Origin of the sequence: Hyphomicrobium sp. 1Nfss2.1 (assembly GCF_965243865.1) — a bacterium.
GTDB lineage: Bacteria > Pseudomonadota > Alphaproteobacteria > Rhizobiales > Hyphomicrobiaceae > Hyphomicrobium_A.
In genome coordinates this window covers 1,745,620-1,765,569 of record NZ_OZ251603.1, presented here as the reverse complement: position 1 = coordinate 1,765,569, position 19,950 = coordinate 1,745,620, and the positions used below count along the sequence as shown (strand labels likewise).

General features: G+C 62.0%; 25 protein-coding genes and 1 tRNA gene. 17 read left to right on the top strand and 9 right to left on the bottom strand.

The window, feature by feature from the left end:
• Positions 1-463: 463 nt before the first annotated feature.
• The gene (locus ACP15D_RS08665) at positions 464-889 is read left to right on the top strand and encodes a winged helix-turn-helix domain-containing protein (protein WP_244536094.1); all 426 of its coding nucleotides are present in this window, start codon (positions 464-466) and stop codon (positions 887-889) included.
• A 200-nt stretch (positions 890-1,089) separates the two neighbouring features.
• Positions 1,090-2,382 carry a UDP-N-acetylglucosamine 1-carboxyvinyltransferase gene (murA, locus tag ACP15D_RS08660; RefSeq protein ID WP_424957127.1) on the top strand — a complete coding sequence of 431 codons (1,293 nt, stop codon included), beginning with the start codon at positions 1,090-1,092 and terminating at the stop codon, positions 2,380-2,382.
• Positions 2,383-2,555: 173 nt separating this feature from the next.
• Here murA and ACP15D_RS08655 read toward each other — a convergent pair whose 3' ends face one another.
• Both ACP15D_RS08655 and ACP15D_RS08650 read right to left on the bottom strand, forming a co-directional pair.
• Positions 2,556-2,957, bottom strand: coding sequence for a type II toxin-antitoxin system HicB family antitoxin (locus ACP15D_RS08655; RefSeq protein WP_424957126.1), 402 nt, complete (start codon positions 2,955-2,957; stop codon positions 2,556-2,558).
• Between the two features lie 29 nt (positions 2,958-2,986).
• Complete coding sequence (locus ACP15D_RS08650) at positions 2,987-3,196, bottom strand: type II toxin-antitoxin system HicA family toxin (protein ID WP_424957125.1); 210 nt, start codon at positions 3,194-3,196, stop codon at positions 2,987-2,989.
• Between the two features lie 173 nt (positions 3,197-3,369).
• Between ACP15D_RS08650 and ACP15D_RS08645 the strand changes: the two genes are divergently transcribed.
• From ACP15D_RS08645 to ACP15D_RS08620, 6 genes are all read left to right on the top strand, one after another.
• Positions 3,370-3,630, top strand: a complete 261-nt coding sequence (locus ACP15D_RS08645; protein WP_072373094.1) for a hypothetical protein — start codon at positions 3,370-3,372, stop codon at positions 3,628-3,630.
• Between the two features lie 216 nt (positions 3,631-3,846).
• Complete coding sequence (locus ACP15D_RS08640; protein WP_424957124.1) at positions 3,847-3,987, top strand: hypothetical protein; 141 nt, start codon at positions 3,847-3,849, stop codon at positions 3,985-3,987.
• A 216-nt stretch (positions 3,988-4,203) separates the two neighbouring features.
• Positions 4,204-4,638, top strand: coding sequence for a DUF2948 family protein (locus tag ACP15D_RS08635; protein WP_424957123.1), 435 nt, complete (start codon positions 4,204-4,206; stop codon positions 4,636-4,638).
• A gap of 43 nt (positions 4,639-4,681) precedes the next feature.
• A complete protein-coding gene (gene hisD / locus ACP15D_RS08630) occupies positions 4,682-5,986 on the top strand; it encodes a histidinol dehydrogenase (protein ID WP_424959197.1) in 1,305 nt (434 codons plus the stop codon).
• Positions 5,987-6,016: 30 nt separating this feature from the next.
• Complete coding sequence (locus tag ACP15D_RS08625; RefSeq protein WP_424957122.1) at positions 6,017-6,487, top strand: UPF0262 family protein; 471 nt, start codon at positions 6,017-6,019, stop codon at positions 6,485-6,487.
• A gap of 4 nt (positions 6,488-6,491) precedes the next feature.
• Positions 6,492-7,013: an arsenate reductase ArsC gene (locus tag ACP15D_RS08620; protein ID WP_424957121.1), complete on the top strand. Its 522-nt coding sequence runs from the start codon at positions 6,492-6,494 to the stop codon at positions 7,011-7,013.
• Here ACP15D_RS08620 and ACP15D_RS08615 read toward each other — a convergent pair.
• Both ACP15D_RS08615 and ACP15D_RS08610 read right to left on the bottom strand, forming a co-directional pair.
• Positions 6,973-8,346 carry an adenylate/guanylate cyclase domain-containing protein gene (locus ACP15D_RS08615; RefSeq protein ID WP_424957120.1) on the bottom strand — a complete coding sequence of 458 codons (1,374 nt, stop codon included), beginning with the start codon at positions 8,344-8,346 and terminating at the stop codon, positions 6,973-6,975. The two genes, ACP15D_RS08620 and ACP15D_RS08615, sit on opposite strands and share 41 nt — an antisense overlap.
• Before the next feature lie 68 nt (positions 8,347-8,414).
• Positions 8,415-9,113, bottom strand: a complete 699-nt coding sequence (locus ACP15D_RS08610; protein WP_424957119.1) for a Crp/Fnr family transcriptional regulator — start codon at positions 9,111-9,113, stop codon at positions 8,415-8,417.
• A gap of 240 nt (positions 9,114-9,353) precedes the next feature.
• On the opposite strand from ACP15D_RS08610, the gene ACP15D_RS08605 reads away from it, so the two are divergent.
• The 3 genes from ACP15D_RS08605 (at position 9,354) to ACP15D_RS08595 (ending at position 10,557) form a co-directional block, all read left to right on the top strand.
• Complete coding sequence (locus ACP15D_RS08605; RefSeq protein ID WP_424957118.1) at positions 9,354-10,097, top strand: Maf-like protein; 744 nt, start codon at positions 9,354-9,356, stop codon at positions 10,095-10,097.
• A gap of 24 nt (positions 10,098-10,121) precedes the next feature.
• Complete coding sequence (locus tag ACP15D_RS08600) at positions 10,122-10,361, top strand: DNA gyrase inhibitor YacG (protein WP_424957117.1); 240 nt, start codon at positions 10,122-10,124, stop codon at positions 10,359-10,361.
• A gap of 120 nt (positions 10,362-10,481) precedes the next feature.
• A tRNA-Phe gene (locus ACP15D_RS08595) sits at positions 10,482-10,557 on the top strand.
• Positions 10,558-10,624: 67 nt separating this feature from the next.
• Here ACP15D_RS08595 and ACP15D_RS08590 read toward each other — a convergent pair.
• From ACP15D_RS08590 to ACP15D_RS08580, 3 genes are all read right to left on the bottom strand, one after another.
• Positions 10,625-11,698 (bottom strand): tyrosine-type recombinase/integrase, encoded by a 1,074-nt coding sequence (locus tag ACP15D_RS08590; protein WP_424957116.1) that lies wholly within the window; start codon positions 11,696-11,698, stop codon positions 10,625-10,627.
• A 72-nt stretch (positions 11,699-11,770) separates the two neighbouring features.
• A complete protein-coding gene (locus ACP15D_RS08585; protein WP_424957115.1) occupies positions 11,771-12,100 on the bottom strand; it encodes a hypothetical protein in 330 nt (109 codons plus the stop codon).
• 36 nt (positions 12,101-12,136) lie between these two features.
• The gene (locus ACP15D_RS08580; RefSeq protein WP_424957114.1) at positions 12,137-12,544 is read right to left on the bottom strand and encodes a helix-turn-helix transcriptional regulator; all 408 of its coding nucleotides are present in this window, start codon (positions 12,542-12,544) and stop codon (positions 12,137-12,139) included.
• 480 nt (positions 12,545-13,024) lie between these two features.
• Here ACP15D_RS08580 and ACP15D_RS08575 point away from each other — a divergent pair, with 480 nt between their 5' ends.
• Positions 13,025-13,276, top strand: coding sequence for a hypothetical protein (locus ACP15D_RS08575; protein WP_424957113.1), 252 nt, complete (start codon positions 13,025-13,027; stop codon positions 13,274-13,276).
• Between the two features lie 65 nt (positions 13,277-13,341).
• Here the strand turns inward: ACP15D_RS08575 and ACP15D_RS08570 are convergent, their stop codons facing one another.
• Together ACP15D_RS08570 and ACP15D_RS08565 are read right to left on the bottom strand one after the other, a co-directional pair.
• On the bottom strand, positions 13,342-14,343 hold the full coding sequence (locus ACP15D_RS08570) for a replication initiation protein (protein ID WP_424957112.1): 1,002 nt from the start codon (positions 14,341-14,343) through the stop codon (positions 13,342-13,344).
• 495 nt (positions 14,344-14,838) lie between these two features.
• Positions 14,839-15,111: an FAD-dependent monooxygenase gene (locus ACP15D_RS08565; protein ID WP_424957111.1), complete on the bottom strand. Its 273-nt coding sequence runs from the start codon at positions 15,109-15,111 to the stop codon at positions 14,839-14,841.
• Between the two features lie 423 nt (positions 15,112-15,534).
• Between ACP15D_RS08565 and ACP15D_RS08560 the strand changes: the two genes are divergently transcribed.
• From ACP15D_RS08560 to ACP15D_RS08540, 5 genes are all read left to right on the top strand, one after another.
• A complete protein-coding gene (locus ACP15D_RS08560) occupies positions 15,535-15,984 on the top strand; it encodes a hypothetical protein (protein WP_424957110.1) in 450 nt (149 codons plus the stop codon).
• A 9-nt stretch (positions 15,985-15,993) separates the two neighbouring features.
• Positions 15,994-16,209 (top strand): hypothetical protein, encoded by a 216-nt coding sequence (locus tag ACP15D_RS08555; protein WP_424957109.1) that lies wholly within the window; start codon positions 15,994-15,996, stop codon positions 16,207-16,209.
• 326 nt (positions 16,210-16,535) lie between these two features.
• Positions 16,536-16,964, top strand: a complete 429-nt coding sequence (locus ACP15D_RS08550; RefSeq protein WP_424957108.1) for a very short patch repair endonuclease — start codon at positions 16,536-16,538, stop codon at positions 16,962-16,964.
• Positions 16,961-18,454, top strand: coding sequence for a DNA cytosine methyltransferase (locus tag ACP15D_RS08545; RefSeq protein ID WP_424957107.1), 1,494 nt, complete (start codon positions 16,961-16,963; stop codon positions 18,452-18,454). Before ACP15D_RS08550 ends, ACP15D_RS08545 begins: the two co-directional genes overlap by 4 nt.
• Position 18,455: 1 nt before the next feature.
• A complete protein-coding gene (locus tag ACP15D_RS08540) occupies positions 18,456-19,937 on the top strand; it encodes an ATP-binding protein (RefSeq protein WP_424957106.1) in 1,482 nt (493 codons plus the stop codon).
• Positions 19,938-19,950: the final 13 nt, after the last annotated feature.

Here is a 19,950-nt window from a genome sequence, read left to right as displayed (position 1 = left end):
AAGAGCGGCGGCAACAATCGCACTGCGCGTCTGGAAGCGGAGCTGCGCGCGAACCTCAGGAAGCGCAAAGAGCAGGCGCGTGCACGGTCGCGAACGACGCAGGCCGGACAATCAGAGTGCGGTGTCGGCGGTACTCCTGCAAACGAGAGCACGGAATAGACCCTGCTGCTCGACGGCGCCGATGGCAACTTTGATACCCCTCGGCGCGCCGTTGATTTGCAGCACGAGTGGGCTCGGAGAAGCGGACGTCATTGCGCACGACCAACGCGATCTGCGACGCCGGAGTGATGGGTGATTTTCAGTGGCGAGCGCCGTCACTTTTGCAGTGACGCAAGTCAGAAACTGCGGAGGTCCTTGCGCTGTATACTAGAGAATACACCGTACGGAAAAATTCACATCTCGTGCCTCAAGTCGTGTTCGGAGAGGGCAACTGCTATAGTGCCGTGGGCGAGAGGAGGTGCGCTTGAGCGAAGCGTCCAAAAAGACCAAGCGAGTGACCCCGCGCACGGCTGTGAAAGCCATCCCGAAGGCGAAGCGGAAGTCAGAACGAGCATTTCCGCGCGTACGCATTCTTATCGGCGATGGCATGGTGCTCGGGCCCGGCAAGGTGGACCTCCTGGAGGCGATCGGGCGGACGGGCTCGATCTCGGCTGCGGGGCGGGAACTGGGCATGTCCTATCGCCGCGCGTGGCTGCTCGTCGACGCTCTCAACCACATGTTCCCCGATCAACTCGTCAGCGCGGCTCCCGGTGGAGCGAAGGGCGGGGGAGCCAAGCTCACCGACTACGGCCGAGGGGTGGCGGCGGCCTATAGGCGCGTCGAAGCCAAGGCGCGGGTGGCGATGCGCGAGGAACTCGCACCTTTCAACGTGAAGGTCGATCAGGACTGAGCCAAAAGAATGCCGCGCTCTCCCCCTACTTGAGGCTCGCGCGAAGGCATTAACCGTGCGAACAGGTGCACGCGGTAAGGTCGCGGGCTGCGGCCCGCCAGCCGGCGAGTATTTGCGTCACACTTGCTGGCAGAGGCGCGAAGCGCTTAATCATTCATTTGAGGTTGCCGGTACCATCCGGCGCATGAGGGGCACATCGAATGGATCGCATCAGGATCGTCGGCGGCGAGAAGCTCAACGGCAGCATTCCGATTTCAGGCGCCAAGAACGCCGCTCTGCCGCTGATGATCGCCAGCTTGCTGACGCCCGATCGCCTGACGCTGAAGAACGTTCCCAACTTGGCTGACGTCGCCCTGCTGGCGCGCATCCTGCGCAATCACGGGGTCGACCTCGCCGTGGACGGAAAGCGTCCGGGCCCGGCACAGCACATTGGCGAGACGTTCCACCTTTCTGCGCGCGATATCGTTGATACGGTCGCCCCTTACGAGATGGTGAGCCGCATGCGCGCCAGCTTCTGGGTGCTGGGACCTCTGCTTGCCCGCTGCGGGCAGGCGAAGGTGTCGCTGCCAGGTGGCTGCGCCATCGGCACGCGCCCGGTGGACCTGCATCTCATGGGCCTGAAGGAGCTTGGGGCGGAGATCGAAATCGAGGCCGGCTACGTGCTTGCAAAGGCCAAGGGCGGCGGGTTGCGCGGTGGCCGCGTGGTGTTCCCGAAGGTTTCGGTCGGCGCCACGCACAACGTGCTGCTGGCCTCGGCGCTGGCGCGCGGTGAGACGGTGATCGAGAACGCGGCGCGCGAGCCGGAGATCGGCGACGTTGCCGAGTGCCTCGTCAAGATGGGCGCGAAGATCGAAGGCATCGGGACGTCGACGCTACACATTCAGGGCGCGGACCGTCTTGAGGGCGCCGTGCACTCGGTGCTGGCCGACCGCATCGAGACAGGCACGTTCGCCATGGCCGTGGCGGCGACGGGCGGTGACGTGACGCTGGAAGGCGCGCGTCCGGAGCTGCTGAAAACGGCGCTCGACACGCTCGCCAAGACAGGCGCCGAGATACTTACGACCAATAGCGGCATCCGCATCAAACGCAACGGGCACGGCATTGAGCCGGTGTCGGTCGAGACGCAGCCGTTCCCAGGCTTCCCCACCGACCTGCAGGCCCAGTTCATGGCGCTGATGACCATGGCGAAGGGCACCAGCGTCATTCGCGAGACGATCTTCGAGAACCGCTTCATGCACGTGCAGGAATTGGCGCGACTGGGCGCCGATATCCAGCTGCACGGCGATACGGCCACGGTGAAGGGCGTCAAAGGGCTCACAGGCGCGCCAGTAATGGCGACGGACCTGCGCGCATCGGTTTCGCTGGTTATCGCGGCGCTGATGGCCGACGGCGAGACGATGATAAATCGCGTCTATCACCTCGATCGCGGTTTCGAGCAGCTCGAGCAGAAGCTGTCGCGCTGCGGCGCCCAGATCGAAAGATTGACGGGCTGATTTAAGAGTTCTGACACAAGCGGAGAGAGGCTTGTCGTGCGGCTCTTGTCGTGCGGAGTGATAGCCGCGCCACTTGGCGCGGGGCGCCTTGCACCCTGGCCGCTGCGCGGCCAAGGGGAGGCGTGCTCTACGCGCTTGGGTGCAAGCCCCCGCGCGTTGGATCAGGGCAAGTGTCATTCGGCCCGCATGCGGGCGCGGGCGGCAGCCGCCAGGAACGCGGACCGGGACTGCCCAGCGGAATCGGCGGCGCGGTCGATGGCCTGCAACAGGTGCTCATCCATCGTGATGTTGAGCCGCACGGATTTGCCGGGCATCTCGAATTGCACCATTGCAAGGGTGGCGTCCTTCGCGTCTGCGCGAAACGCCCGGTCAGCGCGAAGCTGCGCAAGAGTGCGCACCATCGGCAACGCGTCCCCATCCTCGGCCATGCCGGCGACGTGGAACGTCAGCAACTCGCCGCCCTTGCGCAACGCATCCTCGGCCGTTCTGGCTGTGGCGACGGCGCCGGGGAAGTCGGGGAAGGAGACGCCAAAGACGCCGTCTTCCTCGTGGACCAGAGCATAAGCAATCGGCATCACATTCTCCATTGTGGGGGGAGTGGTTTTCACCACTCCCATCCGGCTTGGCGGTAGATCGAGCGCAGCGTGCCCGTCGGGATCGGGTCGGAACCCATGTCCAGCGTGACTTTGCCAGGCTTCACCGGGTGGGCGTACTGGACGTGATCGCCGGGGCCCTTGCGCTTGATCTCCCAGCCATCGGCGCGGAGCAGCTTGGCGACTTCCTTTGCGGTCAGTGGGCTGTGTTTCTTGGCCACGGCTGCGCTCCGTTGTTGATGTGTATTTATACACACCAACAACGGATATCAAGGCAGGCGGAAGTCGTGTGGTGCTTCAGCGCTTAAACCGCGGTGTGACGCGGGGAACAGCGGGGGCGCTCGCGGCCGCGTATCAACTCCATCACGCAACAACGCATTGATGGAGTGCTCCGATGAAAATCTTTCTCACTGCCGCAATCGTCACGGCCCTCCTGACCTGGGCCGGCACTTCCGTCGTCTTCGCCAAGGGCGGCGGCAAGGAATTTTATTCGCAGGACTACCAGTTCAATCAGCCGATGAAGGGCTACGAGGGCCAGGCGGGCAACTATTACTGCTCCTACCAACGGCTGCCGAACCGCGTGTGCACCACGGATGGTAGCGGCAACGAGCGCTGCCGCGTGAAGGGCTGGACGCTGCGCCAGTACTGCTACTGACAATCCCGTCGGCGCGTTGCGGGCATCTCAGCTCCATCCCGCTCTTGCGCTTGCAGGGCGAGCCTCGGTTTCGACCGGGGCTCGTTCTTTTTGCGCCGCCGCTATTTCTCCCCGGTTTGGGCTTATTCGCGTGGTTGTTTCCGACGGAACGGCCGGCGGTGTTTCGTTCCCCTAGTCATAAGCCGGGACGGCGAAATGATTACGAGCGAAGACATAATGCAGACGCAGATTCTCAAGGTCGCCATGATGGCCGCATTATTGGCCTGCGCGATCGGTATCGCGGCCTTTGCACGCGGCGCATACGAGTTTTCATTGCGCACAGCGGCGATCGATTCAGTTGGATCAAGCACACGCTGAGCACCCGTCGGGCGCGGCACGGCAGGCGCATCTGTCTCCCCTGAGGCCGGTTTTTGCGTGTCTCTTAACCTGTCGGGCACCTCCGCAACTCGACCGCGGCCCCTCCGGCGTTCGATGTACGGGGACAGGCTGGTTGCGTGGTCGCTGCTCGGCCGCTATCAACGCCTTGAAAGTTCGTGGCCAAAAAGGCTCACCAGCGGCCCGAGGGACACCGACATGGAAGATCTGAAGCTGATCGCCCTCGATCCGGAGGACCTCCGGGTTCTGTCCTGCCACTTGCAGGATGCGGTGGTGCGCGTCGGCGATATGGCTTTCATCGGGGCGGAGATGCGGTTTGCGGCGATCGCCAATCGTTTCGACTGGGAGGGCGCCGCCAAAGCCGGCGTCAACCAGCGCCGGCGGACGGGACTGCGCTTCGAGCGGGTGAAGGGTGCGCGGGTGCAGGGCTTCGACCTCAAGCAGAAGGACCACGCCCTGGCGCTTCTGGCTGTGACATTCGAAGCAGGCGATGAGCCCTCGGGCGCCGTGATACTGCACTTTGCCGGCGGCGCGGCGGTTCGCCTCGAGGTCGAGTGCATCGAGGCCGAGATGCGCGATTTAGGGTCGGCGTGGACAACGAGCAGCAGGCCGGCACACGCCATCGACGAATAACTGGATTTCTCAAGGAGACGGCCGCCAGCGGCCGATGATGACTATGCCCAAGCGGCTGCAGACGCGCGATCCCGGCTTCGAGGCGGCATTTGCCGCGTTTCTTGGTGAGAAGCGCGAGGCCTCGCAGGACGTCGGCGACGCCGTAGCGGGCATTCTTGCCGATGTGCGTGCGCGCGGCGATGAGTCTCTGATCGATCTGTCGAAAAAGTTCGATCGCGTTGATCTGGGCAAGATGGGCCTGCGTGTCAGCAAGGCCGAGGTGGAGCAGGCGCGCGCGGCCTGCTCGCAGGAGACGCTCGATGCGCTGCAGGTGGCGGCGGATCGCATCGCTGAGCATCACGAGCGTCAGATGCCGATCAACGAGCGCTACACCGATGCGATTGGCGTCGAACTCGGCTGGCGCTGGACGGCGGTGGAGTCGGTTGGGCTTTATGTCCCGGGCGGGCTCGCCTCGTATCCCAGCTCCGTGCTGATGAATGCCATACCGGCGAAGGTTGCCGGAGTTCCGCGCATCGTGATGGTGGTGCCATCGCCGAACGGCGAGTTGAACCCGCTGGTGTTGGCCGCGGCGGAGCTTGTCGGCGTCGAAGAGATTTATCGCGTCGGTGGTGCGCAGGCTGTCGGCGCGCTCGCTTATGGCACCGAGACGATCGCTCCGGTGGTAAAGATCGTCGGGCCGGGCAACGCCTACGTAGCGGCTGCCAAGCGGCTGGTGTTCGGCACGGTCGGCATCGACAGCATCGCTGGCCCGTCGGAAGTGCTGGTGATTGCCGACAAGCACAACAATCCCGAATGGATTGCCGCTGACCTGCTGGCGCAGGCCGAGCACGATACGGCAGCGCAGTCGATCCTGATGACGGACGACGCCGAGTTCGGGCGTGCTGTCGAGGCGGCAGTGCAAAGGCAGTTGCAGACATTGCCGCGCGGGAACATCGCGGGTGAGAGTTGGAACGTGTTCGGTGCCATCATCGAGCTTTCGTCGCTGGCGGAAGCGCCGGCCCTGGCAGACCGGATCGCCGCCGAGCACCTCGAAATCGCAACGCAGAACTTCGAAGACCTGAGCAACAAGATCCGCAATGCGGGTGCGATCTTCCTCGGCTCGCGCACGCCGGAGATGATCGGCGACTATATCGCCGGTTCCAACCACGTGTTGCCGACATCGCGCACGGCGCGGTTCTCGTCGGGTCTTGGCGTGCTCGACTTCATGAAGCGCACCTCGCTTTTGAGGCTCGACGCGAAATCGCTTGCTGCGCTGGCGCCTGCGGCCATGGCTCTCGCCCGTGCAGAAGGACTTGAAGCGCACCGGCTTTCGGCCGACATTCGCCTTAATACGCCGTCTGGTCCTTAGATCATGAGTGAAGCCGAAGCCCCGGCTAAAATGTCGAAGTCTCGCCTCGTCGCGATCACGCTCGACGAAAAATCGACGGCCACCTCGAACTCGAACATCGAGCACGAGCGCGAGGTGGCGATTTTCGACATCCTGGAGGGCAACTCGTTTGCCATCGATGGTCGCGAGGACGGCCCATACAAGCTGAATCTCGGTTTGTCCGAGGATCGGCTGGTGCTTCAGGTCAGCGATGAGGCGGATGCGCCGGTCGTCACGCATATGCTGTCGCTGACGCCGCTCAAGCGCATCATGAAGGACTACTTCCTGATCTGCGAGAGCTACTACGAGGCGATCCGGACGTCGCCGCCCTCGCGCATCCAGGCCATCGACATGGGCCGTCGCGGTCTGCACGACGAAGGCAGCCGCACGCTGCTCGAGCGTCTTGCGGGAAAGATCACGGTCGATCTCGACACGGCTCGCCGCCTTTTCACTCTGATCTGCGCGCTGCACTGGAAGGGGTAGCGCCATGTCTCGCGACGTCGCGAGCGTCTCGGGCGGTGAGGTGCGGGAGACCCCGCCGGCCGGCGCGCCGCCACCTGTGGGTGAGCTGCCGGGCGCTGTTCTCTTCGCCTGCACGCAAAATGCCGTTCGCTCGGTGATGGCGGCGGCGATCCTACGGCATCTCGCGGGCAACAGGGCGTATGTGGCGTCGGCGGGCGTGCGCGCCGGGGAGACCGATCCGTTCGTGACGGCGGTGATGGACGAGATCGGCATCGATGTTTCGAAGCACACGCCCAACACGTTGAAAGAGCTGCACGACACCTCGTTCGATCTGATCGTGACGCTGTCGCCAGAGGCGCATCACCAGGCGCTGGAGTTGACGCGGACGATGGCGGTGGATGTCGAATACTGGCCGACGCTCGATGCAACGGTGACCGCAGATCAGGGCAGCCGCGAGCAGGTGCTGGCGCAATACCGCGGTGTGCGCGATCAGCTGTTCGCCCGGATCAGGACGCGGTTCGGCTTTGACGGTGGCCCATCGGTGTAAGCGACAAGCCGGATGGCGGATCGCCCGGGCTGCGTTCGCCGATGAGGAACCAGGCTTCCTGAGAGCCGATGCCCTTGATGTCGATTGCCTCGCGCGCTTCGTAGATGAAGCCTTCGCCGAGCTTGGACCGGCATTGCGGGCAGATGAGGATGCGGCCGGGTATCGACTGGCCTTCGAGGCGACTCGCCAGATTTACCGGGTCACCCCAGACATCGTAGCTGAACTTCTTGGTGCCGATGACGCCGGCCATCACCGGCCCGGACGCCATGCCGATGCGCAGGGCGATGGGGAGGCCGTTCTCGGTGCGCAGGCGCTCGACGGTCGCCAGCATGTCGAGACCCATGCGGGCGAGGCGCGGGGCGTGATCGAGGGCGGCCTCGGGGAGCCCTGCGACGACCATATAGGCATCGCCGATGGTCTTGATCTTTTCGACGCCATGATTGACCGCGAGGGCGTCGAACTCTGAGACGATGCGGCCGAGCATGTCGACCGTGGCGTGCGCGCCGAGGCTGCGGGCGAGGGCGACGAAGCCAGAAATGTCGGCGAACATCACCGACGCGTCGTCGATGGAGTCGGCGATGATGCCGTTGGGGTTTGCTTTGAGGCGCTCAACGATGGAGTCAGGCAGCACGTTGCGCAGCACTGCGTCGGTCTCGGCCTTGGCCTGCTCGGCGAGGCTGAAGGCGTAATAGACCGACGCGGCGATGAGCGCGAACGTGGTGATGGCGCCCTGCGTGTAAAGGGAATCCATCATCGCCTGCTGGTCGGGAGTGGTCGGGCCGGTGATGGGGAAAGCATACCAGACATAAAGATGCAGCACGACGGCGAGGATGATGACGCCGGCGACCAGCCAGATGCGTTCGAGGCCGAAGATGACGAACGCGGCGGCGGCGGCGATGAGGTATTGCAGATGGCCGCCGCCTTCGCGGCTGAAGAAGGCGGCGAAGCCGATGAGGGCAGCATATTCGACGGCGACGAGCAGAAGGCCGCCGGCGATGTCGTTGATGCGATGTGCGAACGGCACCAGCAGCACGAGCGCGACGATCGCCAGGTTAAGGTGCACCATCGGCGCGAAGCGATCGTAATCGGTGAGCGCCTGCTGGATCGCGTAAAGCAGCGTCGTCGCCGCGATCAGGTAGCACATGACGTTGAGGATCTTCAGGCGCGGGCGGATGTTCGATGGATGGCCCGCGGTGCCGGCGGCGGCGAGGCGGCGGCCGTAGAGGCGCAGCTGCTTGACGAATGCGCTGTCGAGAAGCGGGCGAAGCAGGCGTGCGAGAAACGCGCGCAGCGCGAACAGCGCGTTCAGCGCAGCACGGCAAACGTCTCCCATTCGGGCGCACAGGCGTGCGAAGCCCGATGAGCGATCAGACCGATCTCGATCCGATGGGTTCGTCATTGCTATTCGGCGCCGGCTATTGCCTGCAGCTCTTCAAGATCGCAGATAATGCGCGATCCGTTGCGCTCGAGCGCGCCGCTCTGTTCGAGCATGGATAATGCGGTGTTCACCTTGGGGCGGCTCGCACCGATGAGAAGCGCCAGCTCGCTTTGCGACATGGGCAAATCGATGGTGACGCGGCCCTCTTCGAGGTCGGGTGCCTTGGCCCGCGCAGCGGCGAGGAAGAAACGCGCGAGGCGGCCTTCGATCGGGTAGAGCGCGATGCCCTCCAGCTGCTGGTCGGCGTCGCGGATGCGCGCGCACAGGAACTTGACGGCGGCTTCGGCGACGGGCGGCTCCGTTTCCATCAGGCGCTTGAAGGCCGGCTTGGAAAGGCTGAGCGCGGACACCTTGCCGACGGCCGTTGCGTCGGCAGAGCGCGGCCCGCCATCCAGCATGGCGATCTCGCCGAAGATGGATCCGGGCTCGGCATGGGCGAACGAGAGTTCGCGGCCTTCCGCGGTCAGCACGGAGATGCGCACGCGGCCCGAGACGACGAGGTAAATTTCGCGGCCGGCATCGCCCCGGGCGAATATTACCTGACCGGGGTCAAAGGTGACCTCGCGCATCTCGTCGGCAATGGTGCGACGCTCTGCTTCGTCCAGCGAGCCGAAAAGCGGCGTGCGGCCGAGAAGTTCGACAATCGCGGACTTGGCAATCATGTTAGAAGCCCTTTTGGCCCCGTCGCCGGGCGATTTATCCAGAAATGGGCGACCTCTGGCAACGGCGGATTGGCCACTTGCTTTTCAGGCGCCGCCTTTGCAATGTCAGAGTGTTCCGTAGCAATGCGTCAGCAACTGAGATGCAGTTCATGGCTCCCGTTTGGCAGAGCCGGGCATTGCCGCCAGTATCCATCGTAACAGCCCATCTTATCCAGCCTTAATCCGCAAGGTGACGTCGCGATGATCGCCAAGGCCGCTTTCCTTACCGCGCTGAGCCGCACCGATACGCCACGGCGGGAGACGCTGCGGCGGGAGCTGGCCCGGCAGAATGCCGGACAATCGGCCGATGCGGCGCGCCCGACGCTGGTGCTGGCGAGCGCCAGCCCGCGGCGGCTGATGCTGCTGGCACAGGTGGGGGTGGAGCCGGACGCGCTGCGGCCGTCGTCGATCGATGAATCGGCGCGGCGGGGCGAGATGCCTCGCGCCTATGCCGCGCGCATTGCCCGCGCCAAGGCGGAGACGGCGCGCGACCAGATCGCCAACGACAAGGACATCGCCTCGGCCTACGTGCTGGCGGCGGATACCGTGGTGGCGGTGGGGCGGCGCATCCTGATGAAGCCGTCGAATATCGAAGAGGCGGCGAACTGCCTGCAGCTGCTATCAGGGCGCGCGCATCGCGTGCTGACCAGCGTGTGCCTGATCACGCCGGACGACCGCGTGCGCCACAAGATCGTCGACACGCGCGTGCGCTTCAAACATCTGTCGCGCGAGGAGATCGAAGCCTACATCGCCTCGCGTGAATGGCGCGGCAAGGCGGGCGGCTATGCCATCCAGGGGCTGGCCGGATCGTTCGTGCAGAAGATCGTCGGCTCATACACCAGCGTCGTCGGGCTGCCGCTGACCGAGGTGGTGACGATGCTGGCGGGCGAGGGCTTCCCGATCCACTTCGCGTGGGTGCGGGCGGCGGAGCTCGACCCGACCTGACCCTAAGTGGAGTGATGCGTTTCGATGGCGGGTGAGGATCCCAAAGGAAAAGGCTATAGCCGCTGCCCGATCTGCGGCGAGCCCACCGACATGGCCTATCGCCCGTTCTGCTCGAAGCGCTGCCGCGACGTCGATCTGGCGCGTTGGCTGGGTGATGGCTATGCAATCGCGGGCGGGGCTGCCGATGCCGACGAGGATGGCGAGGACGCAGCCGCGGCGGGTGGGCGCGGGGGCGCCTCCGAGGGCGACGACGAGCTGCCTTAGGCCTTGAAATCCCGGGCTGAAAGTCGCTTGGGAAAGAGCTGCGTTATGCGCTGGACAGGCGGCAGAGCGCTCACTATAACGGCCGGGCTCTGGGCTTGATGGTCCATCGTTCGGAGCGTTGCCCAGGTAGCTCAGTTGGTAGAGCACGTGACTGAAAATCACGGTGTCGGTGGTTCAATTCCGCCCCTGGGCACCATCATCAAAAAAAACTAAGTAATATCAAGGCTGGTTGTCCGGGTTTACGCTGGACGTCGAAACCGGGTTTACACTTTCGTTCCGTTTTTGCTCTTGGCCACCAGCGTCACCACGCTTCCGGCGAGCTTCCGCTGGTTGACCTCACGCAGGTAGCGATCGGCTTCCTTAGCTGTCCGCCATCCGCACCAAGCCTTGATCTGTTCAGTCGTGGCGCCCCACTCTGCGAGCCTCCGCGCTGACGCTTTGCGTAGGCCGTGCGCGCTGCAATCGCTTAGGCCGGCCTCACGGCACCGATCGCTGAACCAGTTTCCGAACCCGCCGTGCGTGAACGGCTTGCCGAATGCGCTCACGAGGAAAGTCAAATCGCCGGTAGGGCTCTGATCAAGGACGCTCTGCAACTCTGGCAAGATCGGGAGCTGGAGCGTAACCGGAAACCGGTTCCGATTCTTGTGTTGGACGAAGTGTAGCCATCCAGCCTTCACATGCTGCCGGCCGAACACCACAACATCTGATCGCCGTTGACCGGTGTAGAGCAGTAGCGCAAACGCCAGCCTCGCTTTTGTACCGATAGGGTGCCGCTCTTCGAACTTGGCGATTTCCGCGTCGTTCCAGGCATGGAAGCCACCAATTCGCTTCGACCTCAAGAATTTCACTTCGCGCCCTGGATTGCTCGAGACGTGATCGGCCTCGCACGCCCAAGTGAAAACCGCACGGATGGCTTTCAGCCGTGAGTTGGCGGACTCTGGCACGCTGGCCTTCCGGTCGCGCAACACGCGGATCAGTCGAGCATCAAGCCGCAAGACCGGGCACTCTGAATAGAGCACAGAGGTGTTGTTGGGGGCTGGTTCATTCCACGTCAGCTCGAGGATCCGCCTCCGAACGCGCTGGGTTCGCTCATCCAGAGTTTTGTAGTCGGTCGAAGCGAAGTAGGCGCAGCATAGCCAGCGCCACGTTCCGCGCGTTGGGCCAGACTTTGCGACGGGAGTTTGAGTGGCTGCAGCTTCGTAGTCAGCGATGAACTCGGCACTCCCCACGGGGCCGCGCAGCGTGGCGCGCGGGAAGCCGTTGCGGCGGTAGTACAGCCGGATGTGGCCGTGACGGTCCGTGAGTTCTTGGACATACCGATAGCGTGCTGTGGCCATTCAAGTCTCGATGCTAACGGCTCGTGGCAAATGACGCGCTTAACTTTATCCGATCGCTGATCGAACGCCGAGTCAAGTTGCGGCCGCGTCCGTGGCGCTAGTGGAGGCCGCCAGCAGGTTCTTGACGCGAGCGCGTAGAGCCTGCGCCGCCGCAGCGTAGGTACAGCCGCGCGTCTCGACACCGCAATCGCTGAGCATGTTACGATAGTAGACAGGCACTGCATCCGTGCAGTTCCATACTGGTCCGCAAGCGGCTGATACCGTGATACTCTGGGACTCGGAGTTGACTTCGAACTCGACTGTCGGTTCGCATTCACCCTCCGGCCAATCGTAGAACTCATGGATGGCATCCAGAAAGGTTCTCCGGACATTACCCGACGCGTGACCGGTGTGGATTGGCATTTAATCCTCCGAAATGGTGTGTTTGGTCAGCTGCGGCTATGCGGATGCCGTGGACCAAGGATCGTCGTCGGCGCCGCCATCAATCAGTTCAAAAACGAACGCCTCAAGATTTCGCAGGGGCCAGAGCGGTCGAGATCCAATCTTGACGGGCCTGAGCAGGTCGCTCGTTTTTCGCAACCTATCGAAGGTGGACGGTCCGACGTTTAGAAGCGCGGCCGCCTGCACCCGTGAGCAGAGTAGCAAGGCCATTCCGGTTGGAAGAGGTGAGTTGGTTCGATCTGGGCGGGACATTAGTTTTCTTGCCAGTTGCGCGTGCGCTAAATTGGCAAAAAAGGTCAGCCGCTTGCAGTCGGCGACGCGGGTAAATCGGTCGATTTTCTCACCTAACTCGATGCCGACGCCGATCGACCTTCCCGTATTTGCTCGGTATTCTGGGTGTTGCATATAATCAGTATTCTATCCCGCCAGCATCACACGTTGGATCAAGATTGGAGACGACGGCTGCGGTGGCCCTATTCGGTGCGGTGGTACGTGATCAGCGGCACGACGCAGTTCTGGAGATGCGCCCCGAGCTGCCAACGGGAGCTGATCTGGCGAAAAAATAGCGTCGGTAGCGGACCGATGTTGGAGCCGCCTCAGGTACGCATTGGACCCCATCCGACATAGCCCCTTGTCCCTAAGTGGACTAGTCGCCAAGGGGGCTAGTCGCCGGGGCGACACCTGCGTCGAGGCTGTCATTGAAATGCGGCCGCCGGCACGCCTTTAGCGACCGACGCCCTATATCCCGGCTAAGTCGGCGGCCGTGCAGAACCGGCCGAGGTGCCGCGGTCGAAAGCTCCCCGAAGCTCACCCAAGGATGTCGTTTGATGTGACCGGAGCGAACGTCGAGACACCGGTCAGCCCGGCGGCTCTTGAGAGATCGCCATGCTGACACCGGTCGCCGACACGATAATCTGTCGCTTAGGCGACGTGCAGGCCGTGCTTGCCGAGTGGCTGTCGCTAGTAGAGCTTTCGCGTGAGCACTATCCGCTGCCCGATTTCCTGCGACAGCAGTCGTCGACCCCGCCCTTCGCTTGGACGAGCCGGATCGGCTGGACCGGCAACGACGCTGCTGCCCGCATCGCCGCTCTGCTGCAAGCATATTGCGAGCGGCAGCGACCGTTGGCTCCCGGGTAACGTTTTCCGCCATCATCCTCCACAAGCACCAAGCCGAGTGCAAGTGAAGTGGTGCCTAGTGGCTTTTATCTGATGGCGGAGACTGCCACACCCCAGGCGCTGAGATCACGGTTAGCGCGCGCTCGCGCTTGGTCGCGGTAGTAGGATCGTTCGCTCCGATCGGGTCCCCAGAGATTTCTGTCTCTGGCGGGCACGTGGCCCGCCCACCGCTTCGCCCTTCCCGGCGCTCCAACTTCGGATTGCCGCCGAGAAAACGCTTCTCCACCGCGACCCTTGTATGTGCCGTAGTTATTCCAGGTCCACCGCCCGACTGAGCGGACCACCGCGCTGACTTCGCTGCGTGTCAATGGACCGCTATTGAAGCCGCCATCCGATCGGGGTGAATGATACCCGATAAACCGCTGATTGATGTTGCTCGCATGCTCCGACAAATGATGCCACCAAGCATCCTCATTGCTTTTTCTTCTGAAGTCCTCGACCTCTTTATAAGCCATGAAGCGAAGCTCGTCGAACAACGCTACGTTTCGCCCGCGCCCGACGTTTTCTTCAACTGTGGGCCAAGGTGCCATGTCTTCCGTCCAAAGTGCGTCCGCGAGCTCGTCCAGCGTATAGGGGGCTTTGCGCCGCCATTCGACGCGCCAGTGTTTCGACCAGGGATTCTTGGCTATCAGTCCCTGGTACCCCTTATCGGCCTTTAGCTTTCTGATAAGACCCCGTTCTATTGCAGCGCAATAACGAATCGGCTTGAGGCGGGACTTTGCGAATCTGGAGACTGGTGCGGCCAGCAGATAGCCGCTGTGCGCCCTATGGTTATCTCGATTCACCGCGATGAAGTTCGGCGGCGGAAGGTTCGCATCGTAATGCGCATAGTACGCGCCCGCGTAGTCGAGATCGTGGAGTATCCAACGATCGACGTACGGGCGGTTGAATTGAATGTGCGGAGCTTGAAGCGCCGTCTTTAGACACCGCGGGAATACTCCTTGGCGGGGGTCGTGAGCACAATAAGGCTTTGCTGGAAGGAGGCCATCGGGCGGAATAAAGTGACGCGCATTGGGGCAGTCTTGCATAAACGACTCCGATTTGATGGAGCCGTTGCAAATGCATCATTGAGCGAGTATGCTTGAGGCATTGAGATGTTTCGACTCCTTACTTGAGTGCCATTTTCTTGGCGGAAGGCGGCACTCGAAACCCGGTACGGTCGCTCTCGGCTGCAACCGAAGCGATCGTGGCTTGAAAGTTTGGGAATTCGCGACCTGAAAAGCCCGCGAGTCAGACGGCAATAACAGTCATAATGTGGCGTAGAATAAGGGCCGTGGGGCTGCGCCAACTTGGCGCGCCGCTGAACGTCTTCTCGATTGTTTTATCCAATAAATACATTGGTTTTTTTGTCCGGCGAGTCAGGGGCGCAGAGTTTGTCTTTCCCGGTCACCGATTGCGAAGTTTCCGACCATAGCAACAGCGGTGACCGCGCTTGCGCGGCGAGGGGGCACGCTGTCAGCGGTGTTGGCTATCTTTGCCCGTTGCGTTGTCTAAGCAGACTGCCGTACTGCCATATGGCCCCCCTATCGTCGTCCGAACCAGTTGGTGAGAGCTTCGACGAGCGCACTCCGGCGAAGCCGAGCACTTGCTTTGGCGGCGAGGAACCGATCGGCAATGCCGCGCTGATCGAACACCTCTAGGGTGCGGGCATGAAGACCGAGGGCCCCCGGTTGAACCCGCTCCTTGTCCGCTCTCTTCTCGATGATCACGGCATCGATACCGGCCAGCCTCAACTCGGCGCCGAGCATCAGCCCGGTCGGGCCGCCGCCCGCAACAATCACAGCATAGTCAGTCAAAACATCCGCGTTTCGCGGGGCGCGTTGTACGGGATGGTCAGGGGCTTGAAGCAAGACCCTTGTGCTCTACATCCCAAGGTGGGCGAGAGGGATTTTTCCTGCCATCGACCCCTGCAACGCAGCGTCTGCCTCGAGCAGAGCACCATGCGACCCTTCCCAAAGTCCTCCCATGGATGCGCGGTTCGTCCCAATTGCGGAAGTCGTCGCACGTCTGAGCACGTTTCACCTGTCAAATACCCTGCAGAGTCTGCTTCGGGCGGCAAACCGGCCGTCGCACGCATCGGCGAACGTCGTCTCACGCGAAAGCTGGCTCAGGGGCCTCAGCACCCTCGCAAAATCACGCACAACATTGTTAGCCGATCCGCTGAGCGTGCTTCCAGCTTGCGCTATACTTCCAGCGCCTATGCTTCGGGGGAAGCCACCATGAATGTCCGCACAGCAGTACTGGTCGCTGCCAGCCTCACGCTCCTGACAGCGTGGGGCGAGCCTCAGGAAACATCCTATGAAGAGTGCATGCTCAATAAGATGCAGGGCCAGCACGCCCAAATGCAACCGATCGTCGACAAGCTGTGTTCGAAAAAATACCAGCGCGAGGCGCTGTTTTACGATTACGACATGCTGAAATGGACGATCGGCCCGCGTAAGCCCGGCACGCCCTTTATCGTGATGATCACCTATAAGGGCAACGAGCACACCATCACCGGCGGCGTCTTTAAATTCGGCGCCTCCTGCAACGAGCCGATGAACCAGTACAAGGAATACGATGTCTTTCCCGTGCAGGACGCCGACGACAAGCTCATGGTGGTCATCTCGGCAGAGGAGCCATCACCAAACTGCATGATCACCGAAAAACTATTCGGCAAGTACAGGTAGGAAGAGCAGATGACCGCCAAATCAGTCAGCCTTGCCGTGCGCGTCTGGTACGACGAAGAACAGGGCAACATTCATATTGCCTCCAAGGACGACCACGAGCTTATCAGCACAATCAATCGCGACCCCGCGCATTCGCGCGGGCATCCGCACCTCTTCAACAAGCTCGCCAAGTGCCTACGCGATGAAAGCAAGCCTGCTCCGCCCGAAGCGCACGAGCCCGAATAGTGCGCCGCCTGTCCTCGCAACTGAGCACAGCCCCGGCGGCTAGATGCGCGGGGAGTTCCAAGGCGCTAGTTTGAGCGCCACTAATATCGAGATGCCTTCGTCGTTCCTGGGCGAATGAGTTACCTTTACCGGATAATCAGGCACCGACCCGCTTGAAAGGGTGTGGGACTCTGATCAACTTCGCCAACCGGCCGAGGTGTGGCATCGGGCACAGGTAGCTCGACCGGCGACGCGTCTGGTACAATAAGATGTTGAGATTATGCGGTGCGTAGTGGATACCATCGGAAGCAAGCGATGAAGCTCGATAAGTTCACCGCAACTTGTTGATGGAACGCTTTGCCAGAATCATGGATATTGTTGCTCCCAGCGATCGATCTCGAATGATGGCCCGGATCAGGGGTAAGAGTACCAAGCCTGAACTGATCGTACGTCGTACAGCTCACCAGCTGGGCTACAGGTTCAGATTGCATCGCAAACAATTGCCCGGAACACCGGACCTTTCATTTCCTCGGCTGCGGTTGGCGGTCTTTGTCAATGGCTGCTTCTGGCACAGGCATCCGAACTGCAGATACGCCTATACTCCGAAGTCCAACATCGATTTTTGGACCCGCAAATTCAGCAATAACGTTCAGCGGGACATACGGGCCAAAGAACAGCTTGAGAGCATGGGATGGCGCGTTGCCGTCATCTGGGAATGCGAAACTGCTGATTCCCTTGCGTTACGCGACACACTCAGCACAATCCTCGCACCATGACGCGCGACACTCGCCAACTGATTCGCCGCAACAAGATCGCGCGCCTGCGCACCGGCGCCACGCCGCGCGCACTGGAAATCTGTTCCGGTTGCGGCGGCCTGTCACTCGGACTTAAGTCCGCCGGTTTCGAACTGACGGCCCACGTTGAAATCGATCCAGAGGCTGCCAGAAGCTACGCCATGAACTTTGGTGGCGATCACGCCGCTGAGAGCGAATGGGCAAAACCGCGTGACATGGAGCGATGCTCAGCCTCGAAGCTCGTGTCCGACATCGGCTTGAAGACTTCTGTGGCTGAGTCTTTCGACCTTCTGGCCGCTGGTCTACCCTGCCAAGCCTTCGCTCGCATAGGCCGGTCGAAGCTGCGGTCTGTTGCAGGTCAGGAGGATGCGTTTCAGAAAGATCCTCGTGCAGTCCTTTACCGCCGCTTCCTGCAGTACGTGGAGGACACGCAGCCGCTGATCATTCTCATTGAGAACGTCCCGGACATTCTCAACTTCGGCGGCCACAACGTCCCTGAGGAAATATGCCAAGCCCTGGAAAGCGCAGGATACACGACCGGATATACGATTCTGAACGCCGCCTTCTTTGGTGTGCCGCAGGTCCGCGAACGTCTGTTCATCGTTGCACTGGCCAACGAGTTGGACGAGGTCCCAAGATTTCCGGCACCAATCCACTTTCTCGATCTGCCCAAGGGATACGAAGGCTCGCGTCGCGTCGCGCTCAAGCACGTCGACAAGACGAGCCGTTATTTTCATGCGATACCCACGCCGCATCGGAGCCTTAAAAAGGCAGTCGGCACCAGGGAGGCGCTCGAAGACCTCCCCCGGATCAAGGAACATGATGCTGAACCCTCTGTGATCCGCAGGCGCAAGCTCAGCGATACCCTTCCTTATCGTGACCTTAAGGACGGCCTTTCCTCCTACGCCAGCACCATGCGCGCCTGGCCTGGCTTTGAGACATCAGATTTCGTTGATGGCCATCTGGTCCGTCTCACACCACGCGACTTCCCGATCTTCGCGAAGATGAAGCATGGCGGCGACTATCCGCACGCGCGCGAGGTGGCCGAAGCTCTGTTTGAGGAAGCGGTTGCGCGCTCAGGGCTGGCTGGTACGCGCAAGGACGCGAAAGCGTACAAGGAGCTGCGCGCGAGCATTGTGCCGCCATACGATCCGGAAAAGTTTCCGAACAAGTGGTGGAAGCTTGACCCGTCCAAGCCGTCTCGCACCCTCACCGCGCACATGGGCAAGGATACCTACTCCCACATCCACTATGACAGTGCGCAGCGCCGGACGCTCTCGGTTCGGGAAGCGGCACGCCTTCAGTCTTTTCCCGATGGTTTCGTGTTTGCCGGTGCCATGAACGCTGCATTCCGGCAGATCGGAAATGCCGTCCCCCCTCTTCTCGCCTTTGCCGTGGCGAAGATTCTCAAGTCCCAGTTGAGCGGAACGTTGCGCGGAAGAAGAAGGGCAACTGATCGGCGGGCAGCCTGACATGCCCGGGACTCGCACGATCAGCGTTCCACCGAAGGCTTCTGCCCTTATGGGCTCTCTGCGCGGGATAGGCTATTCTCCTGAGACAGCACTCGCCGATCTCGTCGACAACAGCATCAGCGCGGGCGCCACGACGGTCAGCATTGATCTGCGATGGAATGACGGTGCGCCGGTTGCTGCGGTCCTGGACGATGGCCATGGAATGGACGAAGCCCGCTTGGCCGAGGCACTCCGCCTCGGAGGTGACGGTCCGGACACCGCGCGGAGTGACAACGATCTCGGCCGCTTCGGATTGGGATTGAAGACAGCCTCTCTATCTCAGAGCCGCAGTCTGACATTCGTTACCAAGACTGCAGATTCGCTCAGTTCGGCCACGATCGACGTTTCAGTCATCGAGGCGCGCGGGTGGATAGCGCTGGTACCTGAGAGTCTCCCGGAGCACGCTCTTGTCGCTGAGCTTCAAGGACGACCCAGCGGCACCGTGGTCATCTGGGACCAGATCGACGAACTGAGCGGTCTAGCGGGTCTTTCCAAAGAGGCATTCTATCTGCGCGTCGAAGATATCCGCGCTCATCTCGGCATGGTTTTTCACCGCTTCATCAGCGGCGATGCATCCCAGCTCACGATCTTGCTGAACGATCGGGCGGTCAAGCCGTGGGACCCGTTCCAGGCCGGTCATCCCGCTACAATCAAGATGCCCTCCGAGCGCCTGCGCCACGCGGGTGCCTCGTTTCTCGTTACGCCATATGTGCTGCCGCATCGCGACCGCTTCGCCAACGAAGCCGAATATAACGCAGCGGGTGGTCCTGGCGGCTGGGGCGCGAGGCAGGGCTTTTACGTCTATCGCAACAAGCGTCTTCTGGTTGCCGGGAGCTGGCTCGGCCTGGGCGGCGCACGTACCTGGACGCGCGATGAAGCCAGCCGCCTTGCTCGGGTGCTCGTAGACCTCCCGACCGGCCTGGATCGGGACTGGCGCATCGATGTACGCAAGTCCCAGGCTCGGCCGCCGGGAGCGTTGCGAGCCCGCCTAACCGCCATCGCTGGACGGTGCCGGGAAGAGGCGCGAGAGGTGTTCGCTTTTCGTGGCCGAGGCCCGCGCACACGGGGAGCACCCCACACGGTACCCGCCGTCTGGCTGGCAACGCACGGCCCAAAAGGCACGCAATACCGCATCAATCGTGATCATCCGGTCATAGCGGCCGCCGGAGGAACACGATCCTTGAATGCAATTCTCTCGATCATTGAACGCTCGGTTCCGGTTGAACGCATCTGGCTTGATGTCTCGGAGTCCGAAGGGTCACAAGTCCCGACGCTCGACGCTGACGAGATCGGGCAGCTGGCGGACCAGCTTGCTGAACTGGGAAGGATGCTGCCCGTCAGCATGACGATCGATCAGCGACTTGACGCGCTTCTTCTAAACCTTCCTGGAGAACTGCCGGAACTGAGGAAGTCACTGGCGCAGAAGCTTGGGGGGCATCCATGACAGACATTGCTGC

What these genes read in the sequence shown, in the direction of transcription:
- ACP15D_RS08640 (WP_424957124.1), top strand. Translation starts at nt 3,847, where the DNA reads ATGCAGACGCAGATTCTCAAGGTCGCCATGATGGCCGCATTATTGGCC.
- ACP15D_RS08550 (WP_424957108.1), top strand. Translation starts at nt 16,536, where the DNA reads ATGGAACGCTTTGCCAGAATCATGGATATTGTTGCTCCCAGCGATCGA.
- ACP15D_RS08620 (WP_424957121.1), top strand. Translation starts at nt 6,492, where the DNA reads ATGTCTCGCGACGTCGCGAGCGTCTCGGGCGGTGAGGTGCGGGAGACC.
- ACP15D_RS08545 (WP_424957107.1), top strand. Translation starts at nt 16,961, where the DNA reads ATGACGCGCGACACTCGCCAACTGATTCGCCGCAACAAGATCGCGCGC.
- ACP15D_RS08615 (WP_424957120.1), bottom strand. Translation starts at nt 8,346, where the DNA reads ATGGGAGACGTTTGCCGTGCTGCGCTGAACGCGCTGTTCGCGCTGCGC.
- ACP15D_RS08585 (WP_424957115.1), bottom strand. Translation starts at nt 12,100, where the DNA reads ATGCCAATCCACACCGGTCACGCGTCGGGTAATGTCCGGAGAACCTTT.
- ACP15D_RS08605 (WP_424957118.1), top strand. Translation starts at nt 9,354, where the DNA reads ATGATCGCCAAGGCCGCTTTCCTTACCGCGCTGAGCCGCACCGATACG.
- ACP15D_RS08625 (WP_424957122.1), top strand. Translation starts at nt 6,017, where the DNA reads ATGTCGAAGTCTCGCCTCGTCGCGATCACGCTCGACGAAAAATCGACG.
- murA (WP_424957127.1), top strand. Translation starts at nt 1,090, where the DNA reads ATGGATCGCATCAGGATCGTCGGCGGCGAGAAGCTCAACGGCAGCATT.
- ACP15D_RS08645 (WP_072373094.1), top strand. Translation starts at nt 3,370, where the DNA reads ATGAAAATCTTTCTCACTGCCGCAATCGTCACGGCCCTCCTGACCTGG.
- ACP15D_RS08540 (WP_424957106.1), top strand. Translation starts at nt 18,456, where the DNA reads ATGCCCGGGACTCGCACGATCAGCGTTCCACCGAAGGCTTCTGCCCTT.
- ACP15D_RS08575 (WP_424957113.1), top strand. Translation starts at nt 13,025, where the DNA reads ATGCTGACACCGGTCGCCGACACGATAATCTGTCGCTTAGGCGACGTG.
- ACP15D_RS08635 (WP_424957123.1), top strand. Translation starts at nt 4,204, where the DNA reads ATGGAAGATCTGAAGCTGATCGCCCTCGATCCGGAGGACCTCCGGGTT.
- ACP15D_RS08580 (WP_424957114.1), bottom strand. Translation starts at nt 12,544, where the DNA reads ATGCAACACCCAGAATACCGAGCAAATACGGGAAGGTCGATCGGCGTC.
- ACP15D_RS08655 (WP_424957126.1), bottom strand. Translation starts at nt 2,957, where the DNA reads ATGCCGATTGCTTATGCTCTGGTCCACGAGGAAGACGGCGTCTTTGGC.
- ACP15D_RS08570 (WP_424957112.1), bottom strand. Translation starts at nt 14,343, where the DNA reads ATGCAAGACTGCCCCAATGCGCGTCACTTTATTCCGCCCGATGGCCTC.
- ACP15D_RS08560 (WP_424957110.1), top strand. Translation starts at nt 15,535, where the DNA reads ATGAATGTCCGCACAGCAGTACTGGTCGCTGCCAGCCTCACGCTCCTG.
- hisD (WP_424959197.1), top strand. Translation starts at nt 4,682, where the DNA reads ATGCCCAAGCGGCTGCAGACGCGCGATCCCGGCTTCGAGGCGGCATTT.
- ACP15D_RS08610 (WP_424957119.1), bottom strand. Translation starts at nt 9,113, where the DNA reads ATGATTGCCAAGTCCGCGATTGTCGAACTTCTCGGCCGCACGCCGCTT.
- ACP15D_RS08600 (WP_424957117.1), top strand. Translation starts at nt 10,122, where the DNA reads ATGGCGGGTGAGGATCCCAAAGGAAAAGGCTATAGCCGCTGCCCGATC.
- ACP15D_RS08555 (WP_424957109.1), top strand. Translation starts at nt 15,994, where the DNA reads ATGACCGCCAAATCAGTCAGCCTTGCCGTGCGCGTCTGGTACGACGAA.
- ACP15D_RS08590 (WP_424957116.1), bottom strand. Translation starts at nt 11,698, where the DNA reads ATGGCCACAGCACGCTATCGGTATGTCCAAGAACTCACGGACCGTCAC.